General features: G+C 45.5%; 20 protein-coding genes. 11 read left to right on the top strand and 9 right to left on the bottom strand.

The features are described 5' to 3' along the window. Window positions 1-240: 240 nt before the first annotated feature. Entirely contained in the window at window positions 241-1,911 is a 1,671-nt protein-coding gene (locus tag OO774_RS02860) for a SulP family inorganic anion transporter (protein WP_264906048.1), read from the bottom strand. Window positions 1,912-2,191: 280 nt separating this feature from the next. On the opposite strand from OO774_RS02860, the gene can reads away from it, so the two are divergent. After that, window positions 2,192-2,860, top strand: coding sequence for a carbonate dehydratase (gene can, locus OO774_RS02855; protein WP_176291548.1), 669 nt, complete (start codon window positions 2,192-2,194; stop codon window positions 2,858-2,860). Between the two features lie 231 nt (window positions 2,861-3,091). Here can and OO774_RS02850 read toward each other — a convergent pair whose 3' ends face one another. Together OO774_RS02850 and OO774_RS02845 are read right to left on the bottom strand one after the other, a co-directional pair. Continuing rightward, window positions 3,092-5,497, bottom strand: coding sequence for a DUF2309 domain-containing protein (locus OO774_RS02850; RefSeq protein WP_264904487.1), 2,406 nt, complete (start codon window positions 5,495-5,497; stop codon window positions 3,092-3,094). Next, a complete protein-coding gene (locus OO774_RS02845; protein WP_264904485.1) occupies window positions 5,497-6,864 on the bottom strand; it encodes an NADH-quinone oxidoreductase subunit L in 1,368 nt (455 codons plus the stop codon). Before OO774_RS02845 ends, OO774_RS02850 begins: the two co-directional genes overlap by 1 nt. A 99-nt stretch (window positions 6,865-6,963) precedes the next feature. Here OO774_RS02845 and OO774_RS02840 point away from each other — a divergent pair, with 99 nt between their 5' ends. Further along, window positions 6,964-7,839, top strand: coding sequence for a LysR family transcriptional regulator (locus OO774_RS02840; protein WP_264904484.1), 876 nt, complete (start codon window positions 6,964-6,966; stop codon window positions 7,837-7,839). Window positions 7,840-7,964: 125 nt separating this feature from the next. Here OO774_RS02840 and hpt read toward each other — a convergent pair whose 3' ends face one another. Beyond that, the gene (hpt, locus tag OO774_RS02835; RefSeq protein ID WP_014232942.1) at window positions 7,965-8,495 is read right to left on the bottom strand and encodes a hypoxanthine phosphoribosyltransferase; all 531 of its coding nucleotides are present in this window, start codon (window positions 8,493-8,495) and stop codon (window positions 7,965-7,967) included. Between the two features lie 318 nt (window positions 8,496-8,813). Between hpt and OO774_RS02830 the strand changes: the two genes are divergently transcribed. Further along, a complete protein-coding gene (locus OO774_RS02830) occupies window positions 8,814-9,425 on the top strand; it encodes a LuxR/HapR/OpaR family quorum-sensing transcriptional regulator (protein ID WP_264904483.1) in 612 nt (203 codons plus the stop codon). A 376-nt stretch (window positions 9,426-9,801) separates the two neighbouring features. Here the strand turns inward: OO774_RS02830 and lpdA are convergent, their stop codons facing one another. The 5 genes from lpdA to ampD all read right to left on the bottom strand — a co-directional run bounded on the left by lpdA (window position 9,802) and on the right by ampD (window position 17,846). Beyond that, window positions 9,802-11,229 (bottom strand): dihydrolipoyl dehydrogenase, encoded by a 1,428-nt coding sequence (gene lpdA, locus OO774_RS02825; protein ID WP_264904481.1) that lies wholly within the window; start codon window positions 11,227-11,229, stop codon window positions 9,802-9,804. Between the two features lie 277 nt (window positions 11,230-11,506). Further along, window positions 11,507-13,393, bottom strand: a complete 1,887-nt coding sequence (aceF, locus tag OO774_RS02820) for a pyruvate dehydrogenase complex dihydrolipoyllysine-residue acetyltransferase (RefSeq protein ID WP_264904480.1) — start codon at window positions 13,391-13,393, stop codon at window positions 11,507-11,509. Between the two features lie 19 nt (window positions 13,394-13,412). Next, window positions 13,413-16,073: a pyruvate dehydrogenase (acetyl-transferring), homodimeric type gene (gene aceE, locus OO774_RS02815; RefSeq protein ID WP_264904478.1), complete on the bottom strand. Its 2,661-nt coding sequence runs from the start codon at window positions 16,071-16,073 to the stop codon at window positions 13,413-13,415. A 49-nt stretch (window positions 16,074-16,122) separates the two neighbouring features. Then, a complete protein-coding gene (pdhR, locus tag OO774_RS02810; protein WP_264904476.1) occupies window positions 16,123-16,890 on the bottom strand; it encodes a pyruvate dehydrogenase complex transcriptional repressor PdhR in 768 nt (255 codons plus the stop codon). A 410-nt stretch (window positions 16,891-17,300) separates the two neighbouring features. Next, the gene (gene ampD, locus OO774_RS02805) at window positions 17,301-17,846 is read right to left on the bottom strand and encodes a 1,6-anhydro-N-acetylmuramyl-L-alanine amidase AmpD (protein ID WP_264904474.1); all 546 of its coding nucleotides are present in this window, start codon (window positions 17,844-17,846) and stop codon (window positions 17,301-17,303) included. A 92-nt stretch (window positions 17,847-17,938) separates the two neighbouring features. On the opposite strand from ampD, the gene nadC reads away from it, so the two are divergent. The 8 genes from nadC to yacG all read left to right on the top strand — a co-directional run bounded on the left by nadC (window position 17,939) and on the right by yacG (window position 25,077). Next, complete coding sequence (gene nadC, locus OO774_RS02800) at window positions 17,939-18,826, top strand: carboxylating nicotinate-nucleotide diphosphorylase (protein WP_264904472.1); 888 nt, start codon at window positions 17,939-17,941, stop codon at window positions 18,824-18,826. A 258-nt stretch (window positions 18,827-19,084) separates the two neighbouring features. Next, entirely contained in the window at window positions 19,085-19,534 is a 450-nt protein-coding gene (locus OO774_RS02795; protein WP_264904470.1) for a pilin, read from the top strand. A 3-nt stretch (window positions 19,535-19,537) separates the two neighbouring features. After that, window positions 19,538-21,223 (top strand): type IV-A pilus assembly ATPase PilB, encoded by a 1,686-nt coding sequence (gene pilB / locus OO774_RS02790; RefSeq protein ID WP_264904468.1) that lies wholly within the window; start codon window positions 19,538-19,540, stop codon window positions 21,221-21,223. Between the two features lie 30 nt (window positions 21,224-21,253). After that, window positions 21,254-22,477: a type II secretion system F family protein gene (locus tag OO774_RS02785; protein WP_264904466.1), complete on the top strand. Its 1,224-nt coding sequence runs from the start codon at window positions 21,254-21,256 to the stop codon at window positions 22,475-22,477. A 67-nt stretch (window positions 22,478-22,544) separates the two neighbouring features. Next, window positions 22,545-23,414, top strand: coding sequence for an A24 family peptidase (locus tag OO774_RS02780; RefSeq protein ID WP_264904464.1), 870 nt, complete (start codon window positions 22,545-22,547; stop codon window positions 23,412-23,414). Continuing rightward, entirely contained in the window at window positions 23,415-24,029 is a 615-nt protein-coding gene (gene coaE, locus OO774_RS02775) for a dephospho-CoA kinase (RefSeq protein WP_264904463.1), read from the top strand. A gap of 26 nt (window positions 24,030-24,055) precedes the next feature. Continuing rightward, on the top strand, window positions 24,056-24,796 hold the full coding sequence (gene zapD / locus OO774_RS02770) for a cell division protein ZapD (protein WP_264904461.1): 741 nt from the start codon (window positions 24,056-24,058) through the stop codon (window positions 24,794-24,796). Window positions 24,797-24,882: 86 nt separating this feature from the next. Further along, complete coding sequence (gene yacG, locus OO774_RS02765) at window positions 24,883-25,077, top strand: DNA gyrase inhibitor YacG (RefSeq protein ID WP_264904458.1); 195 nt, start codon at window positions 24,883-24,885, stop codon at window positions 25,075-25,077. Window positions 25,078-25,114 lie beyond the last annotated feature (37 nt).

Raw genomic sequence — 25,114 nt, 5'->3', positions numbered from 1 at the left:
AGTATTTGAACAATTCAGAGCCGATGCCTCTGAAATATCTTTTCGGTACTGCAGTGAAGGATTATTAGTCTATCGTTGAATAACGATGATTACAATGAAACCTTTGTATAAACTTAGAAGGGTTATCAATCACGAGTTTGTGTTTGCGAATTAGACAGGCAGATAACTGGGGCAATGCGGCTATGGGAAACCAGACGTGGGATGAGAGCTCTGCCAAGCCGGCTTAGCAGAGCTAAATAATTACGCAGTAATGCGCTGATATTGCGCTTCCTCAACATGCGCAACAGCGGCGTTCAATGCTTCATATCGGAATCGATAAATGTTGGCTGCGGGCACCAGATCGATCACATGGAATTTTTCCAGTTGTTCACGTGTACGTTGATTCGGGCACAACAGATACACTTCACAACTTGCATCCAGAGCATCTTTGATCGCGTTTTCCAGTGCTAACCCCACGGTCACATCAATCATTGGTACATCCGTGAGATCCAGGATCATCACTTCATAATCAGCAATACTTGAGTGCTGACGAGAAATCGCTTTTGATACGCTAAAGATCATTGGCCCAGAAAGGTAAAAGAACAGCACCGTACCATTCGCTCGATCCAATAGTCCTCTTTCACTGTCTGTTAAAGGCACATCATCTTCATCAGCATCACTAATGGCTTTAACTTGGCGTGCCTGCTCACGGCTCAGGCGTTCGATAATAATGATATTGGAAATGAACACCCCAAGCCCGACGGCTACGATCAGATCGACGAATACGGTCAACAGCATCACCCCGTACATCACAGCCATGCCTGAAAAGCTGACTTTGTGAGCACGCTGAATAAAGCTCCAGTCAAGAATGTTAAAACCGACATACACGGCAATACCAGCCAGTACCGCCATTGGAATCGGCTCGGTCAACCCACCAGCAACCAAGACCACTAATGCCAGCATCAACGCACGCACCACACCAGATAACGGTGAGCGCGCACCGACCTGTATATTGGTCACGGTTCCCATCGTCGCCCCCGCACCCGGTAGCGCACCAAACAATCCGGAAATCATATTCGCCAGACCCTGACCACGCAGTTCTTTATCAGAATCATGCTCTTTACGCGTTAATGAGTCGCCGATAACCGCTGTGAGTAGCGTATCAATACAACCAAGTGTCCCCAGTACCAGGGCATCGATAACCATCTCAACAAACATATCCGGGTTAATGTGCGGCGTAACCAACGAAGGCAGACCAGCTGGGATTTCGCCAATACGACGAATGTCATCCGTATCAAACACCATCACGGATAACAACGTGACAGCAACCAGTGCCACCAGCTGAGCAGGTACATACTTGCGATATTGTTTTGGGAAGAAAAACAGAATACCTAACGTCAGCAAGCCTAAAAACAGCTCACTAAACTTCAAATTAGAAATGGTCTCAGGTAATGCAGAAAGTGTCCCTAATACACCACCTGAAGGCGCAGCATGCCCCAGCAGTGGGGATAATTGCAGGATAATCAGTATGACACCAATCCCCGACATAAACCCGGAAATTACACTATAAGGCATTAAGGTAACGTATTTACCCAGCTTTAGTGTCCCCAGCAAAATCTGAAACGCACCTGCCATCATGACGACAGTAAACGTCATGGCCATCCCTGTTTCCGGGTATTTCACCATCATACTCGTTAGCACAGCAGTCATGATGACGGTCATCGGCCCGGTCGGTTCTGATATCAGCGTATTAGACCCACCAAATAGAGAGGCAAACAAACCGACCATGATCGCGCCCCATAAGCCAGATTCAGCGCCAGCTCCTGAAGCGACGCCAAATGCTAAAGCCAAAGGTAGCGAGATAATGGCGGTTGTGACACCACCAAAGATGTCCCCTTTGAAATTGATATCTTCAAAACGATTACCGAACAACACTGAATTCCCTTGCATTAATATCAAAACAAACTTCACCACTTTAACCAGTGATACGCTCCCTCAAACCATAACCATTTCATGTGTTTTGAGGGTAGATAAATAAACAGACTCAATTGTACGAATTTATTGATAAGAACACGTCAGATGAGTCCTGTCTGAGTAATAATTAACGGGACCGAAATTGTAACATTGTGTATAGTTGAAATTTTGATCGCTTGCTATATTCGAACAGCTGAGCTGTCAGTGCTTTTGTCTTTTAAGGGAAGTAATTTACAAGATGCCGGAAATTAAACAATTATTTGAAAATAATTCAAAATGGTCAGAAGAGATAAAGTCTGAACGCCCTGAATATTTCGCTAAGCTAGCTGAAGGACAGAACCCCGACTTCCTGTGGATTGGTTGTTCTGACAGTCGAGTTCCGGCAGAACGCCTAACCGGTCTGTACTCTGGAGAACTATTCGTTCATCGTAATGTCGCTAATCTGGTTGTTCATACCGACTTAAACTGTTTATCTGTGGTTCAATACGCAGTAGACGTATTAAAAGTGAAGCATATTATTATTTGTGGTCACTACGGATGTGGTGGTGTAACCGCCTCCATTGATAATCCTCAACTCGGGTTAATTAACAACTGGCTTCTGCATATCAGAGACTTGTACTACAAACATCGTAGTTATATTGAATCAATGCCGGAAGCTGATCGCTCAGACAAACTGGCTGAAATCAACGTTGCAGAGCAAGTTCATAATCTAAGCAACTCAACGATTCTGCAAAATGCCTGGGAACGCGGTCAGGAAATTGAAGTACACGGTGTTGTTTACGGTATCGATGATGGCAAGCTGGAGTACATAGGTGTGCGTTGTCACTCCAGAGATACGGTAGTAGAGAGTTACAAAGCTGCGATGGAAAGGATTCTGAATCCAGAACATAAATTGCTTTGTCGTTAAGTCTCATATCGTTAAGTTCTAGTTGTTAAATTTTTCATAATTCCCACGCCCCCTGGGAATTAGAGCTTAAAGACAAAATGCCCATAGTGTGGGCATTTTTATTCGTACGTTAATCTAAATACAGACAAATACCAACCTAGCTAAAAAAGTGATCATATTGGACTTTGAACAATCAACAAATTTTCCAGATTAATATAAGGCTAGTATTTAGGTCTTAGAAGTAAGTGATTGTTAAGTGATAACTTGCCAGGTGCCATCCCGGTACTGGCTGACTTGCTTCTGGCTATCCACATGATATAGGAATAGCCAGCCATTATTGACCAATGATGCCACATCCTGATGCTGAGCCATGATAGCTTCAATGGCTAATTGGGGTGCCTGAATAAATACGCTGAGGCGGACTGGCTGATGGCGGTAATGGCTACCATCGTAAACCGATTGTTTTGAAAGCCCGATTCTCAGGTCGCCACCGTTCCCTTCAAATACACCAATATGCCCGCCAACCACGTTGTGTAGCAGTTTGTTACCGCTGCCAAATTTCTCCGGAGTGGTAACTGAAGCGTAATATTGTAAGTTAATCCAGTTCATAACCAGTAACGGTGCGGTTAGAATTTTTTCCAGTTGAACGTATTCAGGATCTTGCTCGCTGTGATACTCATGCAAGAAAGCACGTCCGGCAAAGTCTAAATTACGAGTCAGCGTCCTCGGGGCAATAAATACTCCCGCGTTATTACACAGCCCCCACTCTGGTCTCATTTGTGCCCAGTTTGTTGCTCGCTGTTTAAAGAATCGGTTAAGGTCACTTTTGCTTGGCGCCACTGGTGCATCAAATTGTTCTGCACGAACATGGCGAGCCTGGTGGCTGGCATCAATAATTGTCTTACGCCAATTAGCACTTGGCGCGTCAAACACGGTTAAATTGTCGGTAGTGGTGTTATGCAGCGCTGCATAAAACTGTGTGTCTGCCGGAATGTTTACTCCAAAGTTTTCCATCTCACGGCGCACTTGCTCATCGTTTAACAGCGAAGCCAGAACTTTGACATTCACTTCACCGCTTTGACCGCCACACGCACCACAATCCAGACTTGATGAAGTATGGTTGTTACAGGTTTGACTACCGTGTCCCGTTAACAGCACGACGTTAGCGAGACGTTTGGCAATGCCCATCGCGGTTAAAATACCAGCGCCTAATTCGGCTTTTTCTGCTGTCGTTAATAAGGTTTGGTTGCGTTTAAGCTGCCAGGTTTCATTGGCGCGAAGATCCTTGTTAACAGGGTTTTCAGTACCTTCTTGCATCACAACGCGTTTAAACAGACTGACTAACTTGATTAAACCACCGGCTTCTACCATGCCTAAATTCGACGAGGGTTTATCCAGGCTGTTTTGCCAACCTAATTTGGTTAGTCTCAACCAACGTTCTGGTTGCATGCGAGTTTGCTGAGCGACTAAATCAGGAGCTAATAAGCCTGGCAGTTGAGGACGTAAAATACTGCCGTCGTGATTCTGATATGCGATAGGAATGCCGAAGAATCCAGCAAACCCTACGGTTTCAATATCACTGCCCTGCGCTTCTAACGCACGGCGCATTGGCTCAGAACGAACATCAATACAAAACACCGCTTGCAACTGTGGGCGAGCACTTTCGGTGCTTTCTTTCACGGAACTAACCTGATGGATCCACGAATTTTGTACGCTAAGCTCAAGCGCACGCTGCCAAATCCACATTGATGCTAACTGCTGTTTGGCTAAAAAATACAGCTGTTCGATATTGTTCGTCTGATGGCCGAGTGTTTGACGAATTCGCTTGGCGGTTTGTGGATGCGTTTCTTCCAGCCACATCATTAACACTTTGTCCCATGCCAACAAAATTGTTGTTAGGCCCAGAGTGTGAGACAAGCTGCTTGGCTTCTGTGCGAGGTTAGCTTGCCAATCGAGCCATGATTGCCAACCTGCCCAACCAGACAGCTGTTGCAGTGAAGCGCGCATAAAGGCGCGACAACCACTTTCGGTTTGCCAGGTAGATTGCCAGGTCTTATAGATTGCACCTAATGCTTCAAGCAGCGATTTGGGTAGTTTTTGAAAATAGGGCAGCAGGTCGACGCCAAGCAGTGTTTTCATACCTTTGTCGCGACAAATTACTTCCAGCCAGCTTTGATATAGATGCTCGCCATCTTTGCCATCGGCATCAAAGCGGTCCGGATACTGGTGATAGAGCGCGATAAACTGGCTCACTTGCTGAACGATTTCCTGTGCCCAACTGTGCCCTTGTTCTGATGGAATTTCCTCATCCATCAACATCGCCAGAGTTTTCCAGCGTATCAGGCTAGGTTCGTTTCGCTGCAGATCCTCAATAACTTGCTCATAAGTTAGTACAGAGTCTGATTGCGCAATAGCCTGATGCACATGTTCAGGCTGAATTTGCTGATTCCACAATTCACGATAGTACGCTCTTGGCATCAGGCTGGTTTCACCCGTGATAACCGTTTGTTCAGCAAAGGTTGTTTCAATGGAATTATGACGCTGCGGCCACCACGGGTTAACCGCAATAGATTGATCCAGTGGCCAGGCCGGCGCGATTGATGCGGATACGGATTTAGCAATATCGATATATGGCATATGCAGTTGTTGTTCAATCATTATTTAGCCTCCGGTTTTTCTTGCCACTGAGCGTTCTGTAAGGCAAGTAGTGACTGACTCGGCCACCACTTTAACGTCAGGCGAGTTGCCCACTCATCGAGATAAACCCCAGCGTTAAGTGAAATAAACAGACGTTTGACCCAGCTGACATGAGGCCAGTATTGCAGTGCCATTGATAGGGCAAATAAACAGATGAATAGTGCAGCCACAAATCCGTCTGCCAGTATATTTAGCGGAGCGCCGAGGCCAACAACTTCAGCCAGAGCGTGTTTGGCTGTGGTGTAAAGTGTAAGTAGTGCTGAAGCAAAACATAGGGTAATAACAATGCGTGGCAGACTAGCTCTGTCCCAGCGAGTAACACTTGGCAAAATTAGCGCGCTAAGTGCAAACCACACTAAGATGGTTGCTGCCAGGCTGGTCATCACCGAAAATTGCCACTGAGTGATAGTAAGCAAGATAAGAGCAAGAGTGAGCGCAATACACCAATGTTGCACGCGAGGTTTTACCTCGCCAGCCAGTTTTGCTGCCAGATAGTGGTTAACGGTATTGCCGCTATTAAGAAACGAGTACGCTTTGTAAAATGAGTGCGCAAATAAGTGCAGCAGAGCCATTTCGTAAAGACCTAACGCTATTTCAACCAGCATTAGCCCCATTTGTGAGCTTGTCGACCACGCCAGTTTTACTTTAATAGAAATGCGCGTGGTGCTTACCAGACCAGCAATCACAGTGCTGATTCCCGCCAGTACAATCAGAATGCCACACGCCAAAGCGCTTGAAGCAAGTATAGGGGCGAAGAAGAGTAGTAATATTCCTCCAAGATTCACAATGCCGGCGTGAAGCAGTGCCGAAACTGGGGTTGGTGCTTCAACAACCTGAATAAGCCAGCCATGAACAGGAAGCTGCGCACACTTAATCAATGCGACGATAGCCAGCAGTATCGCTGCACCTTCAAGCTTGGCACTGTCTGAAGTGAGTGAAACCTGAGCGATGATATCGTTGATGTATGATGTATTGAACTCAAGGTATAAAAGGACAAATGCCGCAGCTAAAAGTAATTCGCTAAACCGGGCGAGCAGAAATTTTTTGTGTGCCGCAAGCTGTGCACGAGCACGCTGCGGATAAAAAAGAATTAACCGGTTAAGAGAAAGGCTTACGCTAACCCATGCGGTCCAAAATACAAGCAGCTGATTACTGATGACCACCATAATGACGGCACAAATAGTCATGATTAAAGCGCGAAGAAAACGCCCGCGATCCGCTTCACCAGCAAATGCCACCCAACTATAACGAATGATGGTGAATCCGAGTATGGCAATCAAACTGAGTAACATCAGCTTGAGCGGTGTAAGTAAAAACACAGAGAACATGACCAACCTCACATTTAATAATATGACGAGTATTGTGAAAGTTAGTTACACTTAAGTAAAATATATAATAATTGATAAATCATTCTTTTTTCTAGAACCATGAATCGACTCAACTATCATCATCTTTATTATTTTTGGCAAGTGGCTAAGCAGGGTAACCTCACCCAGACTGCGCAGAAATTACATATTTCTCAGTCTGCCCTTTCCTCACAAATCAAACAATTAGAGCAAAGTTTAGATGTTGAATTGTTCATGAGGAAAGGACGTACATTAGCGCTTACTGAAAGTGGTTATCATGCTCTGAGCTATGCTGAGGAAATTTTCAAAAATGGTGAAGAGCTGGAAAAGCTTCTGACCAGTGGGAAAGCTCTTCCCGGAGCAACGATTCGTATCGGGATCTTATCAACCATTTCGCGTAACTTTATCGAGCAGTTTATTCAGCCATTAATCAATCAGGATGACTGCCGCTACACGCTACAGTCCATGAGCCAAACCGGTTTGTTAACTGCGCTTGGTGAACTCCAGTTGGATATGGCACTGACCAATATTCCCGTCCGTGGCTCAAACAAACAGAACTGGCAAAGCCGTGTACTCGCCAGACAGTCGGTAGCGATTATTGGCCCTCCTGGTTTGGAGTTGGGGCAGGATCTAGGTAATAGCTATTGCAATCAGCGTTGGGTGTTGCCATATGGCGAAAACCCTTTACGTTCAGCGTTTGATGCCTTTGCGGCTCAGTATCAACTGCAGCCGGAAATTATTGCTGAATCGGATGATATGGCGATGCTGCGATTATTAACTCGTGACACAGGCGCATTGGCGGTGATGCCGGAAGTAGTTGTTAAAGATGAGTTGGATCAGGGGATTTTAAAAAGCTATATGTTGCTACCAAATGTGTACGAGAATTTCTACGCAGTAACGGTCAAGCGGCGAGTGGTACACCCTAAACTGGATATGTTGATTCGGCCTTTGTCTTAGGGTGTATTTATATAATCGCGTATTGTTTTAAACTAAGAAAAACCATCGCTCAATATCACTGTAGTTAAAAAACAGGTTTGATGGCGATGGCTTAAAACAATCTCAGGTTACGTTAAGAGTATCAATTACTCTTGAGGCACAACTTTACCGATAAATGGTAAGTGACGGTATTTCTGAGCGTAATCAATACCTACACCAACCACAAACTCATCTGGGATTTCAAAGCCAATCCAGTCAACTGGCACATTCACTTCACGGCGAGATGGTTTATCCAACAAGGTACAGATTGCGATAGATTTTGGCTCACGTAGCGACAGGATTTCACGAATCTTGTTCAGCGTATTACCGGTATCGATAATGTCTTCAACAAGCAAAACATCTTTGCCTTTGATATCGTCATCCAGATCTTTCAGGATACGAACATCACGTGAGCTTTCCATCGTATTGCCGTAGCTTGAAGCCGTCATGAAATCGACTTGATGAGTCAGGTCAATGGCACGGGCTAAGTCGGCCATAAAAACAAATGAACCACGCAATAAGCCAACCAAAACCAGATCTTCGCTACCTTGGTAACGCTCAGTAATTTGCTTGCCTATTTCACGAACTCGATCCTGAACGACTTCCTCAGAAATCATGACTTCTACTGTATGTTTCATACTCTGCTCAATTTATTTGGTGGGTTAAGGTCAATCGCGCGCAAACGATCACCTAATCTTACGGCGCGTAGTGTATCACCACGCTCATTGCGTTGAAAGTCACAACCCGTTGCGAGGATTTTTTGGGTGCATAGCTTGAATTTCACAATATTCTGACGAAAAGCATCAACAATCAGAGCATTACTGTCTACAAATCACACAACACATGTTGACCTTGCTTATATGCACCATTACACTCATCACTTGCTTTAAGCAATTATTAAAATAATCAATTAGGGGGATTTCCCCCCATACAACGAAAATGGCAAGGTAAATATAATGGACTCAATTGCAAAGAGAGCCCGTACTAGGCTTTCCCCTATTAAGCGTAAACAACAACTGATGGAAATCGCGTTGGAAGTATTTGCGCGCCGTGGCATTGGCCGCGGCGGTCATGCGGATATCGCTGAAATTGCGCAAGTTTCTGTTGCAACCGTTTTTAACTACTTCCCAACCCGAGAAGATCTGGTCGATGAAGTACTGAACCACGTAGTACGTCAGTTCTCAAACTTCCTGTCAGATAACATTGATTTAGACCTACACGCACGTGACAATATTGCGAATATCACTAGCGCGATGATTGAGCTAGTCAATCAAGATTGCCACTGGCTGAAAGTATGGTTTGAGTGGAGCGCATCGACACGCGACGAAGTTTGGCCACTATTCGTGTCAACCAACCGCACCAATCAGCTGTTGGTACAGAACATGTTTATCAAAGCAATTGAGCGTGGTGAAATTTGCAACAAGCATCAACCAGAACATTTGACTAACCTGTTCCACGGCATTTGCTACTCACTGTTTGTACAAGCAAACCGTTTTAAAGGTGAAGATGAGCTGAAAAACCTGGTCAGCTCATACCTGGATATGCTTTGTATCTACGAGCGCGGTTAATAAAGATTTAAACCAAAACTAACTAAGCCCAGCTAGTTCAACTACAAACAACATAGTAACACTACCGTCATCCTGGACAGCGACGAAGGAGCGTGATTCAGGATCTACTTACCGAGAGTGTCGGTGTTTAAGGTGCTCGTTTCAGGATCTACTTACCGAGAGTGTCGGTGTTTAAGGTGCTCGTTTCAGCTCCATTTTTGAAGTGAGTAGATTCCTGATGTCGCTAAGGCTCCTCGGAATGACACCATAGGGTGAAAGCTATACTCTCGATTAGCTTGACCTTCTACTGGGCTTTTTGACTACAAAACATGAGTTTTACGTACAAAAAAAACCGCTGAAAGTTCAGCGGTTTTTATTATTCATTCAGTAAAGAAACTTACTTCTTCTTAACTGCTTTTTTGTTTGGAAGGTCAGTGATTGAACCTTCAAATACTTCAGCAGCCAGACCAACCGACTCGTGTAGTGTTGGGTGAGCGTGGATAGTCAGAGCGATATCTTCTGCATCACAACCCATCTCGATCGCAAGACCGATTTCGCCAAGTAGTTCACCACCGTTAGTACCAACGATAGCACCACCGATAACGCGGTGAGTTTCTTTGTCGAAGATTAGCTTAGTCATACCGTCAGAACAGTCAGATGCGATTGCACGACCTGATGCTGCCCATGGGAATGTTGCCACTTCGTACTTGATGCCTTCTTCTTTCGCTTCTTTCTCAGTCTTACCAACCCAAGCCACTTCTGGCTCAGTGTACGCAATTGAAGGGATAACTTTAGGGTCGAAGTAGTGCTTCTTACCAGAGATAACTTCAGCTGCTACGTGACCTTCATGCACACCTTTGTGCGCAAGCATCGGTTGACCAACAACATCACCGATCGCGAAAATGTGAGGAACGTTAGTACGCATTTGCTTGTCAACGTTGATGAAGCCGCGCTCGTCGATTTCAAGACCCGCTTTTTCACCGTCGATTAGCTTACCGTTTGGCACACGACCGATAGCAACAAGAACAGCATCGTAGCGCTCTGCTTCAGCAGGTGCTTTCTTGCCTTCCATTGAAACGTAAATACCGTCTTCTTTCGCTTCAACTGCTGTTACTTTCGTTTCTAGCATTAGCTTGAACTTGTCTTTGATACGCTTGGTGTAAACCTTAACAATATCTTTGTCTGCTGCAGGGATTACCTGGTCAAACATCTCAACAACTTCAACTTTAGAACCTAGAGATTGGTATACCGTACCCATTTCTAGACCGATGATACCACCACCCATGATAAGCAGTTTTTCTGGCACTTCTTTTAGTTCAAGAGCGTCAGTTGAATCCCAAATACGTGGGTCTTCATGCGGGATAAATGGCAGTTTGATTGGACGAGAACCAGCAGCAACGATTGCGTTGTCGAAGTTAACAACCGTTGACTCACCTTCACCTTCTACAAGGATAGAGTTAGGACCAGTAAACTTACCGTAACCGTTAACAACTGTTACGTTACGCATCTTAGCCATGCCACCCAGACCACCAGTAAGTTGGTTAACAACTTTTTCTTTCCAGATGCGGATTTTGTTGATGTCAGTTTGCGGTTCGCCAAATACAACGCCGTGATCAGCCATTGCTTTTGCTTCTTCGATTACTTTAGAAACGTGAAGAAGTGCTTTAGATGGGATACAACCCACGTTCAGACACACACCGCCAAGAGTGCTGTAACGTTCAACTAGTACAGTTTCAAGACCTAGATCCGCACAACGGAATGCTGCAGAGTAACCAGCAGGACCAGAACCAAGTACAACAACTTGGGCTTTAATTTCTTTGCTCATTTTGACCTCTTGTAGTCATTATCCCTAACAGGCTGAGTAATTTTTGATTCTTTTTGTTTAAGTAAGATTTTTAAACAGTGACTTTCAGACCGCTAACAGTTTACAGAGATGTTAATGGCGTGAAAAGTAAATCAATTTAGCCTGTGAGCTAGACAACAATTCGATTGTGAAAACCCTGAACTAAATAGGGAAGGCAACCAAATTGCCGATAATTTTTATTCGTTATTCGCTATAAACAGAGGCGGCTAAATTGCCGCCTCTCATTCATCTACTTCTATTAAAGAACCAGACGACGAATGTCAGATAGACATGAGTTTAGGTAAGTGATGAAACGCGCACCTTCCGCACCATCGATCACACGGTGGTCGTATGATAGAGACAGTGGAAGTTGTAGACGCGGTTCGAACTCTTTACCGTTCCATACCGGTTTCATCTCTGACTTAGATACACCCAGGATACCCACTTCTGGCGCGTTCACGATTGGAGTAAACGCAGTACCGCCGATGCCGCCAAGGCTAGAGATAGTGAAACAGCCACCTTGCATGTCAGCCGCAGTCAGCTTACCAGCACGAGCTTTCTTAGAAACAGCCATTAGCTCTTCAGATAGCTCGTAGATGCCTTTCTTGTTCACATCTTTAAATACAGGAACAACCAGACCGTTTGGCGTATCTACCGCGATACCAACGTTCACGTATTTCTTCAGAATTAGGCTCTCACCGTCTTCTGATAGAGAAGAGTTGAACGCAGGGAACGCTTCAAGTGCTTTAGCGACCGCTTTCATGATGAACACAAGTGGCGTGATCTTCATGCCGGTGTCTTTCTTCGCTTCAATCGCATTTTGCTCTTTACGGAATGCTTCAAGAGCCGTGATGTCTGCGTTATCCCACTGTGTAACGTGCGGGATCATTACCCAGTTACGGTGTAGGTTAGCACCAGAGATCTTCTTAATGCGAGATAGCGGTTGAACTTCTGTCTCACCGAACTTGCTGAAGTCCACTTTTGGCCATGGTAGTAGACCAAGAGCTGCACCGTCGCCTTTGCCAGATGCTGCTGCACCAGACTCTAGACGCTTAAGCGCTTCTTTCACGTAGTTCTGAACGTCTTCTTTCAGGATACGGCTCTTACGACCAGAACCTTTAACCTTAGAAAGGTTTACGCCGAACTCACGAGCTAGACGACGAACAACTGGAGACGCGTGAGCGTACTCGTCGTTCTCTTTGAAATCGCCTGTTGCTGCTGGAGCTGGAGCTGCTGCCGCTGGAGCTTCTGCTTTAGGAGCCGCCGCTGCTGCTGCAGGTGCTGCTGCTTGCGCTGGAGCAGGCGCTGCGCCAGCCACTTCGAATACCATAATTAGAGAGCCAGTAGACACTTTATCGCCAGCTGCAATCTTGATTTCTTTAACCGTACCAGCGAATGGTGCAGGAACTTCCATAGAAGCTTTGTCGCCTTCTACAGTGATTAGAGATTGCTCTTCTTCCACTGTGTCGCCAACTGCTACCATGATTTCAGTCACTTCTACTTCGTCGCCACCGATATCTGGAACGTTAACTTCTTTTGCCGCAGACGCTGCTGGAGCTGCTGCCGCAGGAGCTTCAACTGCTGCTGGTGCTGCTGGAGCACCTGAACCTGCAGTTTCGAATACCATGATTAGAGAGCCAGTCGATACTTTATCGCCTGCTGCTACTTTGATCTCTTTCAGTGTACCCGCAAATGGTGCAGGAACTTCCATAGAAGCTTTGTCGCCTTCTACAGTGATCAGAGATTGCTCTTCTTCGATGCTGTCGCCGATTGCTACCATGATTTCAGTAACTTCAACTTCGTCACCACCGATATCTGGTACGTGAACTTCTTTCAGTTCTGCCGCTGCAGGAGCTGCTACAGGTGCCGCTTCAACTGCTGGGGCCGCCGCAGGAGCCGCTTCTGCAGCGGCACCTTCAGCTTCGAAAATCATGATTAGAGAACCAGTAGAAACCTTGTCGCCTTCTGCAACTTTGATTTCTTTAACGATACCCGCTTGAGAAGCAGGAACTTCCATAGAAGCTTTATCGCCTTCAACAGTGATCAGAGACTGCTCTTCTTCAACCTTGTCGCCAACGCTCACAAGAATCTCAGTAACTTCAACCTCATCCGCACCGATGTCTGGTACATTAATTTCGATTGCCATTTCTTATCTACCTTCTTAATTAAGCGTATAGCGGGTTTGTTTTCTCAGTGTCGATGTCGAATTTCTTAATTGCTTCTACAACTACAGATTTTTCAACTTCGCCACGTTTCGCTAGTTCAGTTAGCGCTGCTACGACTACGTAACCTGCGTTCACTTCGAAGTGACGACGTAGGTTTTCGCGGCTATCTGAGCGACCAAAGCCGTCAGTACCAAGAACTTTGAAAGATTCAGCAGGGATGAATGCACGAACCTGCTCTGCGTAGTTCTTCATGTAGTCAGTTGCTGCGATAGCTGGCTCAGTACCCATTACTGTTTGGATGTATGGTACTTGTGCTTCTGCTTCTGGGTGTAGCATGTTGTAACGCTCAGCCGCTTGACCGTCGCGAGTCACTTCGTTGAATGACGTTACAGAGTAAACGTCAGAAGCAACACCGTAGTCATCGCTAAGGATTTGAGCTGCTTTACGTACTTCGTTCATGATAGTACCAGAGCTCATTAGCTGAACTTTACCTTTAGAACCAGTGTAAGTTTCTAGCTTGTAGATACCCTTACGAATGCCTTCTTCAGCGCCTTCTGGCATTGCTGGCATTGCGTAGTTCTCGTTCATTAGCGTTAGGTAGTAGAACACGTTCTCTTGCTCACCGTACATGCGACGGATACCGTCTTGCATGATTACCGCTACTTCGTAAGCGAATGTCGGATCGTAAGAGATACAGTTAGGAACGGTACCCGCCATGATGTGCGAGTGACCATCTTCGTGCTGCAGACCTTCACCGTTCAGTGTAGTACGACCAGCAGTTGCACCTAGTAGGAAACCACGTGCTTGTTGGTCACCAGCCATCCACGCCATGTCGCCAACACGTTGGAAACCGAACATAGAGTAGTAGATGTAGAACGGAATCATTGGTAGGTCGTTTGTCGAGTATGAAGTTGCTGCTGCAACCCATGAAGACATAGCACCTAGCTCGTTGATACCTTCTTGTAGAACCTGACCTGAAGTCGCTTCTTTGTAGTAAGAAACAACGCCACGGTCTTCTGGTGTGTAAGTCTGGCCGTGCGGGTTGTAAATACCGATTTGACGGAATAGACCTTCCATACCGAATGTACGTGCTTCGTCAGCAATGATAGGAACGATGTTCTTACCAATGTTCTTGTTCTTAAGCAGAACGTTCAGTGAACGTACGAATGCCATAGTAGAAGAAATGTCACGCTTCTGCTCTTCTAGTAGAGGCTTGAATTCTTCTAGTTCAGGAACGATCAGTTCCTCTGTGAAGTTTGGTAGACGCTGAGGCGTGTAACCGTGTAGCGCTTTACGACGAGCGTGTAGGTATTCGTACTCTTTTGAACCTTCTTCAAGTTTCAGGTACGGAAGCTCTTTAACCGCTTCATCCGTTAGGATGTCTTGAAGACCCAGACGATCACGTAGGTGTAGAACGTGAGTCATGTCCATCTTCTTAACTTGGTGCGCGATGTTCTTACCTTCAGCCGCTTCACCCATGCCGTAACCTTTAACAGTCTTAGCTAGGATAACCGTTGGACGGCCTTTAGTTTCTTGCGCATTATTGAATGCCGCGTATAGCTTAGAAGAGTCGTGACCACCACGCTTAAGTGCGAAGATTTCGTCATCAGTCATGTCTGCTACTAGTGCAGCAGTCTCTGGGTATTTACCAAAGAAGTGCTCACGTACGTACGCGCCATCTTTCGATTTAAATGTTTGGTAGTCGCCGTCGATCGTTTCGTTCATAAGCTGTAGCAGCTTACCAGTGGTGTCTTTCGCAAGTAGTGAATCCCAGTTGTTACCCCAGATTACTTTCACTACGTTCCAGCCAGCACCTTTGAACAGACCTTCAAGTTCTTGAATGATCTTACCGTTACCCATTACAGGGCCATCTAGACGCTGAAGGTTACAGTTGATCAGGAAACATAGGTTGTCTAACTTCTCACGCGCAGCGAAAGAGATCGCACCACGTGATTCTGGCTCATCCATCTCACCGTCACCCAGGAACGCATATACGCGCTGCTCTGAAGTATCTTTCATGCCGCGGCCTTCAAGGTACTTAAGGAAACGAGCCTGGTAGATAGAAGCGATTGGACCCAGACCCATAGATACAGTCGGGAACTGCCAGAATTCAGGCATTAGTTTAGGGTGCGGGTATGACGGGATACCTTTACCATCGACTTCTTGACGGAAGTTGTCTAGCTGCTCTTCAGTTAGACGGCCTTCAACGAATGCGCGAGAGTAGACACCTGGTGAGATGTGACCTTGGTAGTAAACTAGGTCGCCACCATCCTTCTCATTTGGAGCACGGAAGAAATGGTTGAAACATGTTTCGTAGAATGCAGCAGAAGACTGGAAAGACGCCATGTGGCCGCCTAGTTCTAGGTCTTTCTTCGATGCACGTAGAACGATCATGATTGCGTTCCAGCGAATGATGGAACGAATACGACGCTCAAGTGTTGTGTCACCTGGGTAAGCTGGTTCTTGATCTGCTGGAATCGTGTTGATGTAGTTCGTGGTGATTCCAGTTGGCATGTCAACACCGTCTAGACGTGCTTTATCTAGAACTTGCTCAAGTAGGAACTGAGCACGCTCTACGCCTTCTTCACGTACAACTGACTCAAGTGCTTGTAGCCATTCTTGAGTTTCCAGTGCATCTACGTCATGCTTCATATCAGACATGGCGATCTATCCTTCTGTTGGTTGGATCTATAAAACAAGCAAATCGTCGTTATGAGTCATTGCCCTGTTGCATTCGACGTAAAGAGCGTTCACGACGAGACTCTTCTCTGGTCAAATCCAACAATGTTTCTTCAATATAAGCTAAGTGTGAATGTGACATCTCACGCGCCTTTTCTGGCTGACCAGATACGATCGCATCCACGATGTTAGCTCGGTGTTTACTTACTTTCTCGACCGCCTCAGGGCGGCGATGCAATAATTTAAAATTCTGTAGAATATTTTGCTCAAGCAAAGGTGCCAGACTGCGCACAATATGTAGGAGTACTACGTTGTGAGCCGCTTCCGTTAAAGCAATTAAGAACTGCATTACTTCCGCCGATTCAGCTGCGACATCATCATTGGACTGCGCTTGGCTGATTCGTTCAAGACAGGCTTGAATTCGAGCAAAATCTTCTTCGGTACCACGAACAGCTGCAAAGTAAGCGGCAATACCTTCCATCGCGTGACGCGTTTCCAGTAAATCCAGCTGAGTTTCAGAGTGACTAGACAATAAATTTAGCAGAGGATCGGAAAAACTTTTCCAGATGTTGTCGCTAACAAAAGTGCCACCACCCTGACGGCGAGTAAGAAGACGCTTAGCTTCAAGGCGTTGAATTGCCTCACGGATCGACGGACGAGAAACATCAAACTGTTTTGCCAGTTCGCGCTCTGGTGGCAACTGCTGCCCCGGAGACAATGTTCCTTCCACAATCAACCTTTCTAACTCTTGTTCAATAACATCAGAGAGCTTTGGCTGACGAATCCTTTGATAAGCCATAATTTATTATTCTTCTACTCTTGCAGGTAATTGGTAATACCAATTTTAAGTTGGTGCAGAAATTAACATAATTAAAACGTCACTGTCCAGCCAAAAATTGACCTAAATCATAGAACAAGCCTAGCCAAAACACTCTGATAACAATTGGCGGTTAAAACAGCAATAAAATTGGTCTTACCAATTACAATAATAAAACAAGCGGGTGATTGACGTGCTAGCAGATATGAAAAGTAAAAACATAAAATGACATAATGATCAGCACAAATATCGACCTCCGCTGTATATAAACACGCGAAAATGTAGTTAATTTTCAACAAAAGATATTATTTTTTGTATAAAAAAAGGCATGGATAAGCCCATACCTTATTGATTCTAGCCTTTTTAATTTACATATTTATCACAAGTTCATTTCAAATCAGTCGTCGATACTTCACCCAGTCAAAGCTTAAGCCAGGATCACTTTTTCGCAGCGGCGCGATGTATTGGTGGCCAGTAATTCGTTGGGGGGTAACGTCAGGGTATTGCAACATGATCGCTTGAGATAAACCCGCAAGTGACTGATATTGCTCGTCTGTGTAAGCGATAAACTCAGTCCCTTCCAGTTCAACACCTATCGAATAGTCATTGCATCCAGCTCGTCCGGCAAAACTTGAGTGCCCTGCATGCCATGCTCTATCAAGAAAGGACACAAACTGTACAATCTCGCCATTTCTCTTAATAAGGCAGTGAGCCGAAACCCCCATTTTGTGAATTACTTCAAAAAATGGATGCACTTTCGGGTCCAATTTGCCGCAGAAAAAGTCCTCTATATAGGGGCCGCCAAACTGGCCGGGCGGTAAACTGATGTTATGCACAACAAGCAGAGAGATATCATTTGTGTCTGAACGAGCATCAAAAAAAGGCGACGGGACATGCTTTGCTTGCGTCAACCAGCCATTCTCGATTATTGGGGGCATATCAACCTCTATACTTTGCAAATTAACTGCTGAAATTATTGACACCGGAGAGTATCATTCGTTGCCATCTCCCTTTCAAGACTAGATTTGCGATGAAGAACACACACAACAGCCAAGAACGCCTGGAATACCTGAAACAACAACTTCCTTTGGAGATCGCTCGCTCGGTCGCCGATACCTTAAAAGAAGACCTCGGCGGCACAGTGGATATCAATAACGATATCACCGCATCTCTAATCCCCGCAGATGCCGTCAATACGGCGACGATCATCACTCGTGAGCACGGTGTGTTCTGCGGTCAGGCTTGGGCAGATGAAGTATTTAAACAGCTGGGCGGTAAAGTGACTATCGAGTGGCATGTACAAGACGGTGACAAGGTTGAACCAAACCAGACACTTTGTACCTTATCCGGCCCTGCTCGTGACTTGCTTACTGGCGAGCGTAACGCGATGAACTTTATTCAGACGCTTTCTGGTTGTGCGACCACAACGTCCGTGTACGCAGAAAAGATCGCGCACACGGAGTGCCGTCTGTTAGATACGCGCAAGACTATCCCGGGTCTGCGCAGCGCTCTAAAATACGCCGTCGCTTGTGGCGGTGGCTTCAACCATCGTATCGGCGTATTCGATGCCTACCTAATTAAAGAAAACCACATCATTGCCTGTGGCGGCATCACTCAAGCGATCACAACAGCAAAAGAATTGAACCCTGGCAAACCAGTCGAAGTAGAAACAGAGAGCTTAGACGAGCTAAAAGAAGCGATTGAAGCGGGTGCAGATATCATCATGCTGGATAACTTTACCAAAGAGATGATGCGTGAAGCAGTAGCAATCAACGCAGGTCGCGCAGCATTAGAAAACTCTGGCAACATCACCTTAGACACCATCGCAGAATACGCAGAAACTGGCGTAGATTACATCTCTGTCGGCGCGCTAACCAAGCACCTAAAAGCGATGGACCTTTCGATGCGCTTCAAATAACCAATTGACAAAAACCATATTAAACCAGTAAATTCAACAAGTTACAAAACAAACATTAAATAAGGGGCTCTTTGGCCCTTTATTTTTATCCGTAAAAAGCCAAACCAATCGCAATTCATTGCATATCGAATGTAATTGAGCATTAAAGATATCTATCTGACTCGATCACCCGCAGCCTACCAGTTTTCACCACTTCTTACTCTCCATAATCTTGTGCCAATGCAACAGCATTATCTATCTCATGAGAAGGAAGAGAAAATGAAGTCAAATAAACACAAAAAACAGCAAGGTTTTACGCTGATTGAATTGATGATTGTGGTGGCGGTGATTGGTGTTTTAGCTGCTATCGCCATTCCTCAATATCAAAACTATGTAGCTAAGTCTGAGCTGGGAGCTGGTTTAGCCACAATTACCTCTATACGAACAAATGTAGAAGATTATATGGTAACAAATGGGTCTTTCCCGGACAACTCTGCGGCAGGTCAAAAAACTGAGGACCTTGGGGTAATTCAACCCCAAAATGGAACTATCTCATTTGACAAAGAAAAAGGTAATATACTTCTTACTTTCGCTGCTACAGGAAATAGTCCAGACGTTAATAATGCGAAAATAGCGCTTAAGAGAGAAACTGGGGGTAAATGGAAGTGCCAGGCAACCCCTGCAAAAAAACTCCTTCCAAAGTCATGTGAACAAGATGCTAACTTGTAAGCTATGGAGCGCAACCTCTCAACAATTCTTCGCCAAGCGGGCTTACTCAATGCAGCCCAAGAAGAGTCGTTAATAGAGCAAGTCAACGCTTCTGGTACTTCGATGCCGGAAGCGTTAGTGAGTTCTGGATTATTTACATCAAGCGAGTTCGCTGAGCACTTAAGTTCTCTCTTTGGTTTAAATCGGCCTGAGTTATCTCAATATGAGTACGCTTCTCTTTGTCAACAACTTGGTCTTAGGGAGTTAATCACACGTCATTACGCGCTCCCACTCCACCGCACGCCTTCAACGTTATTATTAGCGGTTGCAGACCCCACGAATCAACAAGCTGAAGATGATTTTCGCTTTGCTACCGGATTACAAGTCGACCTTGTCATCGCAGATTTTGCTGAACTTGATGCCGCGATTCGCCGTTTATACGGTCGCTCTCTTGGCCAGGAAAAAGTAGGCTTAAAAGAGATCAACCAAGAAGAGTTAGCCAATCTGGTTGACGTGGGCGCAGATGAAATCGACAACATCGAAGACTTAAGCCTGGACGACTCACCGGTTAGTCGCTATATCAACCAGATTTTGCTCGACGCGGTGCGTAAAGGCGCATCCGATATCCACTTTGAGCCTTACGAAAAAATGTATCGGGTTCGCCTACGCTGCGACGGTATTCTAATTGAGACTCAGCAGCCGCCAAGCCATTTAAGTCGGCGCTTATCAGCACGGATCAAAATTCTGTCCAAACTAGATATTGCCGAAAGGCGTTTGCCACAAGACGGACGTATCAAGCTGAAACTCAATCAAGACACTGCCATTGATATGCGAGTGTCCACCTTACCCACCCTGTTCGGAGAAAAGATCGTATTACGACTGCTCGACAGCAGCTCCGCATCACTGGATATCGACAAACTAGGCTACAGTGACCAGCAAAAGCAGCTGTATTTAGATGCTCTTCGTCGCCCACAAGGCATGATTTTAATGACTGGCCCAACTGGGAGCGGCAAAACCGTCTCGTTGTACACAGGGCTGAGCATACTCAATAAACCAGAGATAAATATATCTACGGCTGAAGACCCGGTCGAAATCAACCTCTCCGGAATTAATCAGGTTCAGGTTCAGCCTAAGATAGGCTTTGGTTTCGCTGAGGCACTGCGCTCTTTCCTGCGTCAAGACCCTGATGTGGTCATGGTGGGAGAAATCCGCGATCTGGACACGGCAGAAATTGCGATTAAGGCATCACAAACCGGACACCTAGTCTTGTCGACGCTCCACACCAATTCAGCCGCGGAAACCGTTATCCGCCTAACGAATATGGGCGTTGAAAGCTTTAACCTCGCCTCTTCGCTCAGCCTTATTATTGCCCAGCGCTTAGCCCGTAAGCTTTGCCCGCACTGTAAAAAGCCTCAAGAGGTTACCACCGCATTACAACATATTGGCATTCAAGCAACTGACCAGATTTATCAAGCTAACCCCAATGGCTGCAACCACTGTACACACGGCTATTCGGGACGAACTGGCATCTATGAGGTGATGCGTTTCGATGAAACCCTATCCGAAGCACTGATTAAAGGTGCCTCTGTACATCAACTCGAAAAACTCGCCATCCATAACGGGATGAGCACACTACAAATGTCAGGTATAGAAAAGCTTAAGCAAGGCGTCACAAGCTTTAGCGAACTGCAGCGCGTGCTCTACTTTTAATTTCACTTTGAACTAGCAGCCATTTAGCCTATGAAAACGACGACCCCACAACTCAAGAACTTCCGCTGGAAAGGCATTAATAGCGCAGGAAAAAAGACCTCAGGGAAAACGCTGGCCATGAGCGAAGTGGAAGTGCGCGAACGCCTCAACGCCCAGCATATAAAAATAAAAAAACTGAAAAAAAGCAGTATTTCCTTTTTAACCAAACTCAGCCATCGCATAAAAGGCAAAGACATCACCGTTTTCACTCGACAAATCTCTACCATGCTGATTACAGGCGTCCCACTCGTTCAGGCTTTGAAACTGGTCTCCAATAACCATAAAAAAGCCGAGATGAAGTCTATTTTAATGAGCATAACTAGGGCGGTTGAAGCGGGCACGCCTATGTCTAAAGCGATGCGCACCGCCAGCTCACACTTTGACTCGCTATATACTGATCTAATCTCGACCGGAGAACTGTCAGGTAACTTGGCGGAAGTATTTGAACGACTGGCCACTTATCGTGAGAAAAGCGAGGAACTCAGAGCCAAAGTCATAAAAGCCCTAATCTACCCAATGATGGTCATTTTGGTTGCGTTGGGCGTTTCCTATCTCATGCTCACGCAAGTTATTCCCGAGTTTGAAAAAATGTTCGTCGGCTTTGGTGCTGAATTACCTTGGTTTACCAGACAAGTACTAGACTTGTCTGCGTGGATGCAAAATTGGGGTTCATTCATCGCTCTTGGGACACTTAGCCTAGTTATATCAGCAAGAATACTGGTAAAACGTTCTGATTCCTTTCGCTTGATGATGGATCGAGCCATATTGAAAGTTCCCGTTCTTGGCGCAATGTTGTCCAAGGCTGCGATTGCTAAATTTAGCCGAACCCTGGCCACCAGCTTTAGTGCTGGTATCCCAATCCTGACCAGCTTAAAAACCACCTCAAAAACATCAGGAAACCTGCACTATCAGCTAGCAGTAGAAGAGGTCTATCGTGATACAGCAGCTGGTATGCCAATGTATGTCGCGATGCGTAACTGTGATGTTTTCCCGGAACTCGTACTACAAATGGTAATGATTGGAGAAGAATCAGGTAGGCTCGATGAGATGCTCAATAAAGTGGCGACCATCTATGAATTCGAAGTAGACAATACCGTCGATAACCTGAGTAAGATTCTCGAGCCGCTGATTATCGTTTTTCTTGGTGTGGTCGTTGGCGGATTAGTGACAGCAATGTACCTGCCAATCTTTAACTTAATGAGCGTATTGGGCTAAAATGGGGGCTGTAAATTAATCCTCAAAACAGCACCTTGCCGTTTGATGCACCACTCAAGAGACAAATATGGAAGTATTTCAGTACTACCCATGGTTATTCGTGATATTCGCCGTGGTTTTTGGTTTGATCGTGGGAAGTTTTCTTAATGTCGTTATCTATCGCCTGCCAAAAATCATGGAGCTGGAATGGCGCCGTGAATGTGCTGAGTCTTTTCCTGAATATAATATTGAATCACCCAAAGAAGCACTCACATTAAGCGTACCCCGCTCCTCTTGCCAACAGTGCGGTACTCCGATTCGTATTCGCGATAACATCCCAGTGATCAGTTGGCTACTTCTAAAAGGTAAATGCCACAACTGTAGCGCACCGATCAGCGCCAGATACCCACTTGTAGAAATACTGACTGCAGCCTGCTCCGGCTACGTTGCATTTCATTTTGGCTTCAGCTATTTCACTATTGCGCTAATATTCTTTACTTTCATTCTGATCACAGCGACATTTATCGATCTCGATACCATGCTGCTCCCCGATCAATTAACATTGCCATTAACTTGGGCTGGCATTGCTCTAGCATTGTTCGAAGTCAGTCCTGTTAGTCTGCAAGATGCCGTGATCGGTGCAATCGCTGGCTATTTATGTCTCTGGTCTGTTTATTGGGGCTTTAAGTTGCTCACTGGCAAGGAAGGCATGGGCTATGGCGACTTTAAGCTACTCGCAGCGCTTGGCGCATGGCTGGGTTGGCAAGCTTTACCAATGATCATTTTGCTTTCTTCTATCGTAGGCGTCATATTTGGAATAATTCAGCTACGATTGCAGAAGAAAGGGATCGAAAAGGCCTTCCCTTTCGGTCCTTACTTAGCGATTGCCGGATGGGTTAGCTTACTCTGGGGTGATCAAATTCTAAATTGGTATTTCACATCAATTCTAGGAGCGTAAATGGCTTTGGTTATTGGCTTAACAGGCGGTATCGCCAGCGGTAAAACCACCGTGGCGAATCTGTTCAAGCAGCAATTTAAAATCGACATCGTTGATGCAGATATTGTTGCAAGAGAAGTCGTCGAACCCGGAACACCGGGACTGACAGCAATTATGGAGCACTTTGGTAGCGATATTGTTCGTGACGATCAAATGCTCGATCGGGCGAAGTTAAGAGAGAAGATCTTTTCAAATCCAGATGAAAAAGACTGGCTTAATAAACTATTGCACCCGATCATTCGCGAAAAAATGGTAGAGGACTTACAGCAAGTCACCTCTGATTATGCGCTTCTGGTAGTGCCGCTACTGGTAGAAAACCAGTTAGAAAGCCTGTGTGACCGTGTTCTGGTAGTGGATGTCGATCCTGAAACGCAAATATCTCGTACGATGAAACGTGATAATGTCAGCGAAGAACAAGCCCGTGCGATACTTGTATCCCAGGCATCAAGGCAACAAAGGCTCGATATGGCAGACGATGTGGTTAAAAATAACCCAGATGACCAAGATCTTTTGCTTCAAATCACAGATTTGCATGAAAAGTACCTAGCCATGTGTAAGAAAAATCTGCAAAATTAGAATGAAATTCACCAAGGCTTATGTCGATGACCACGCACAAATTTGAACATCCGTTAAATGAGAAAACTCGTATTTATCTAAGAGTAGAGTCTCTGCTGCGTCAGGCTCACTTGGCCTCTGGTTTTGTTGAAAATCACCAGTACCAGTTATTTTTCCGTGCGTTGTTTGATATGGTCGAGATCTTCGAGCAGCTACAACTGAAAAGTGAACTGGCCAAAGATCTTGAAAAACAGCGTTTGAGTTATCGACACTGGCTCCATGTGGAAGGTGTCGATCAAGAGGCACTGACATCCTTACTCAATGATATCGACGTGGTGCACAAACAATTAATGCGCGCAGAAAGGTTTGGTCAGGCACTTAAAGATGATCGTTTTTTAAGTTCGATCAGACAAAGGTTTAATCTGCCTGGTGGTTCTTGTTGTTTTGATTTACCCGCTTTGCACTACTGGCTGCATTTACCACTTGATCGTAAAAAGCAGGATGCACAAAAATGGCTGGATAGCTTGAAGCCGCTTTCGGATGCGTTGAACTTATGGCTAAAGTTAACCCGAGAAACCGGGCAATTTAAAGCCCAAATCGGCCGTGCGGGCTTCTTCCAGAGCGATGCTGATGAAGCGAATATTCTGAGACTCCATATCCCTATGGAGCATGGCGTTTACCCAATGATTTCAGGGCATAAAAACCGCTTTGCGATTAAGTTTATGTCGTTTGAAAGTGGTCAAGCTTGCACTCAAGATGTCGAGTTTGAATTAGCGGTATGTAGCTAGCCTAAATTCACTCAACTACAATTTCCATACCCTTCTTATTATCTATATATTTATTAGTAAACAGAGCACAAAGGGACGAACAATCCATGTCTAAAATTACTATCGTTCAATGCCCTCAATGTGGAGCCGACGTAGAATGGGGAGAGCAAAGCCCTCACCGACCATTTTGTAGCAAAAAATGCCAGATGATTGATTTTGGTGAATGGGCAGACGAAGAGAACACTATTCCAGGCGCACCAGACATGTCAGACAGTGACGGCTGGTCAGAAGATCAATACTAGGTTCTAGATCCTGAATCGTTTCCCCGTCATTCCGAGG

It is taken from the genome of Vibrio sp. STUT-A11 (genome assembly GCF_026000435.1).
GTDB lineage: Bacteria > Pseudomonadota > Gammaproteobacteria > Enterobacterales > Vibrionaceae > Vibrio.
The sequence above is the reverse complement of the archived record's forward strand: the minus strand, read 5'-3'. Positions and strand labels throughout refer to the sequence as shown.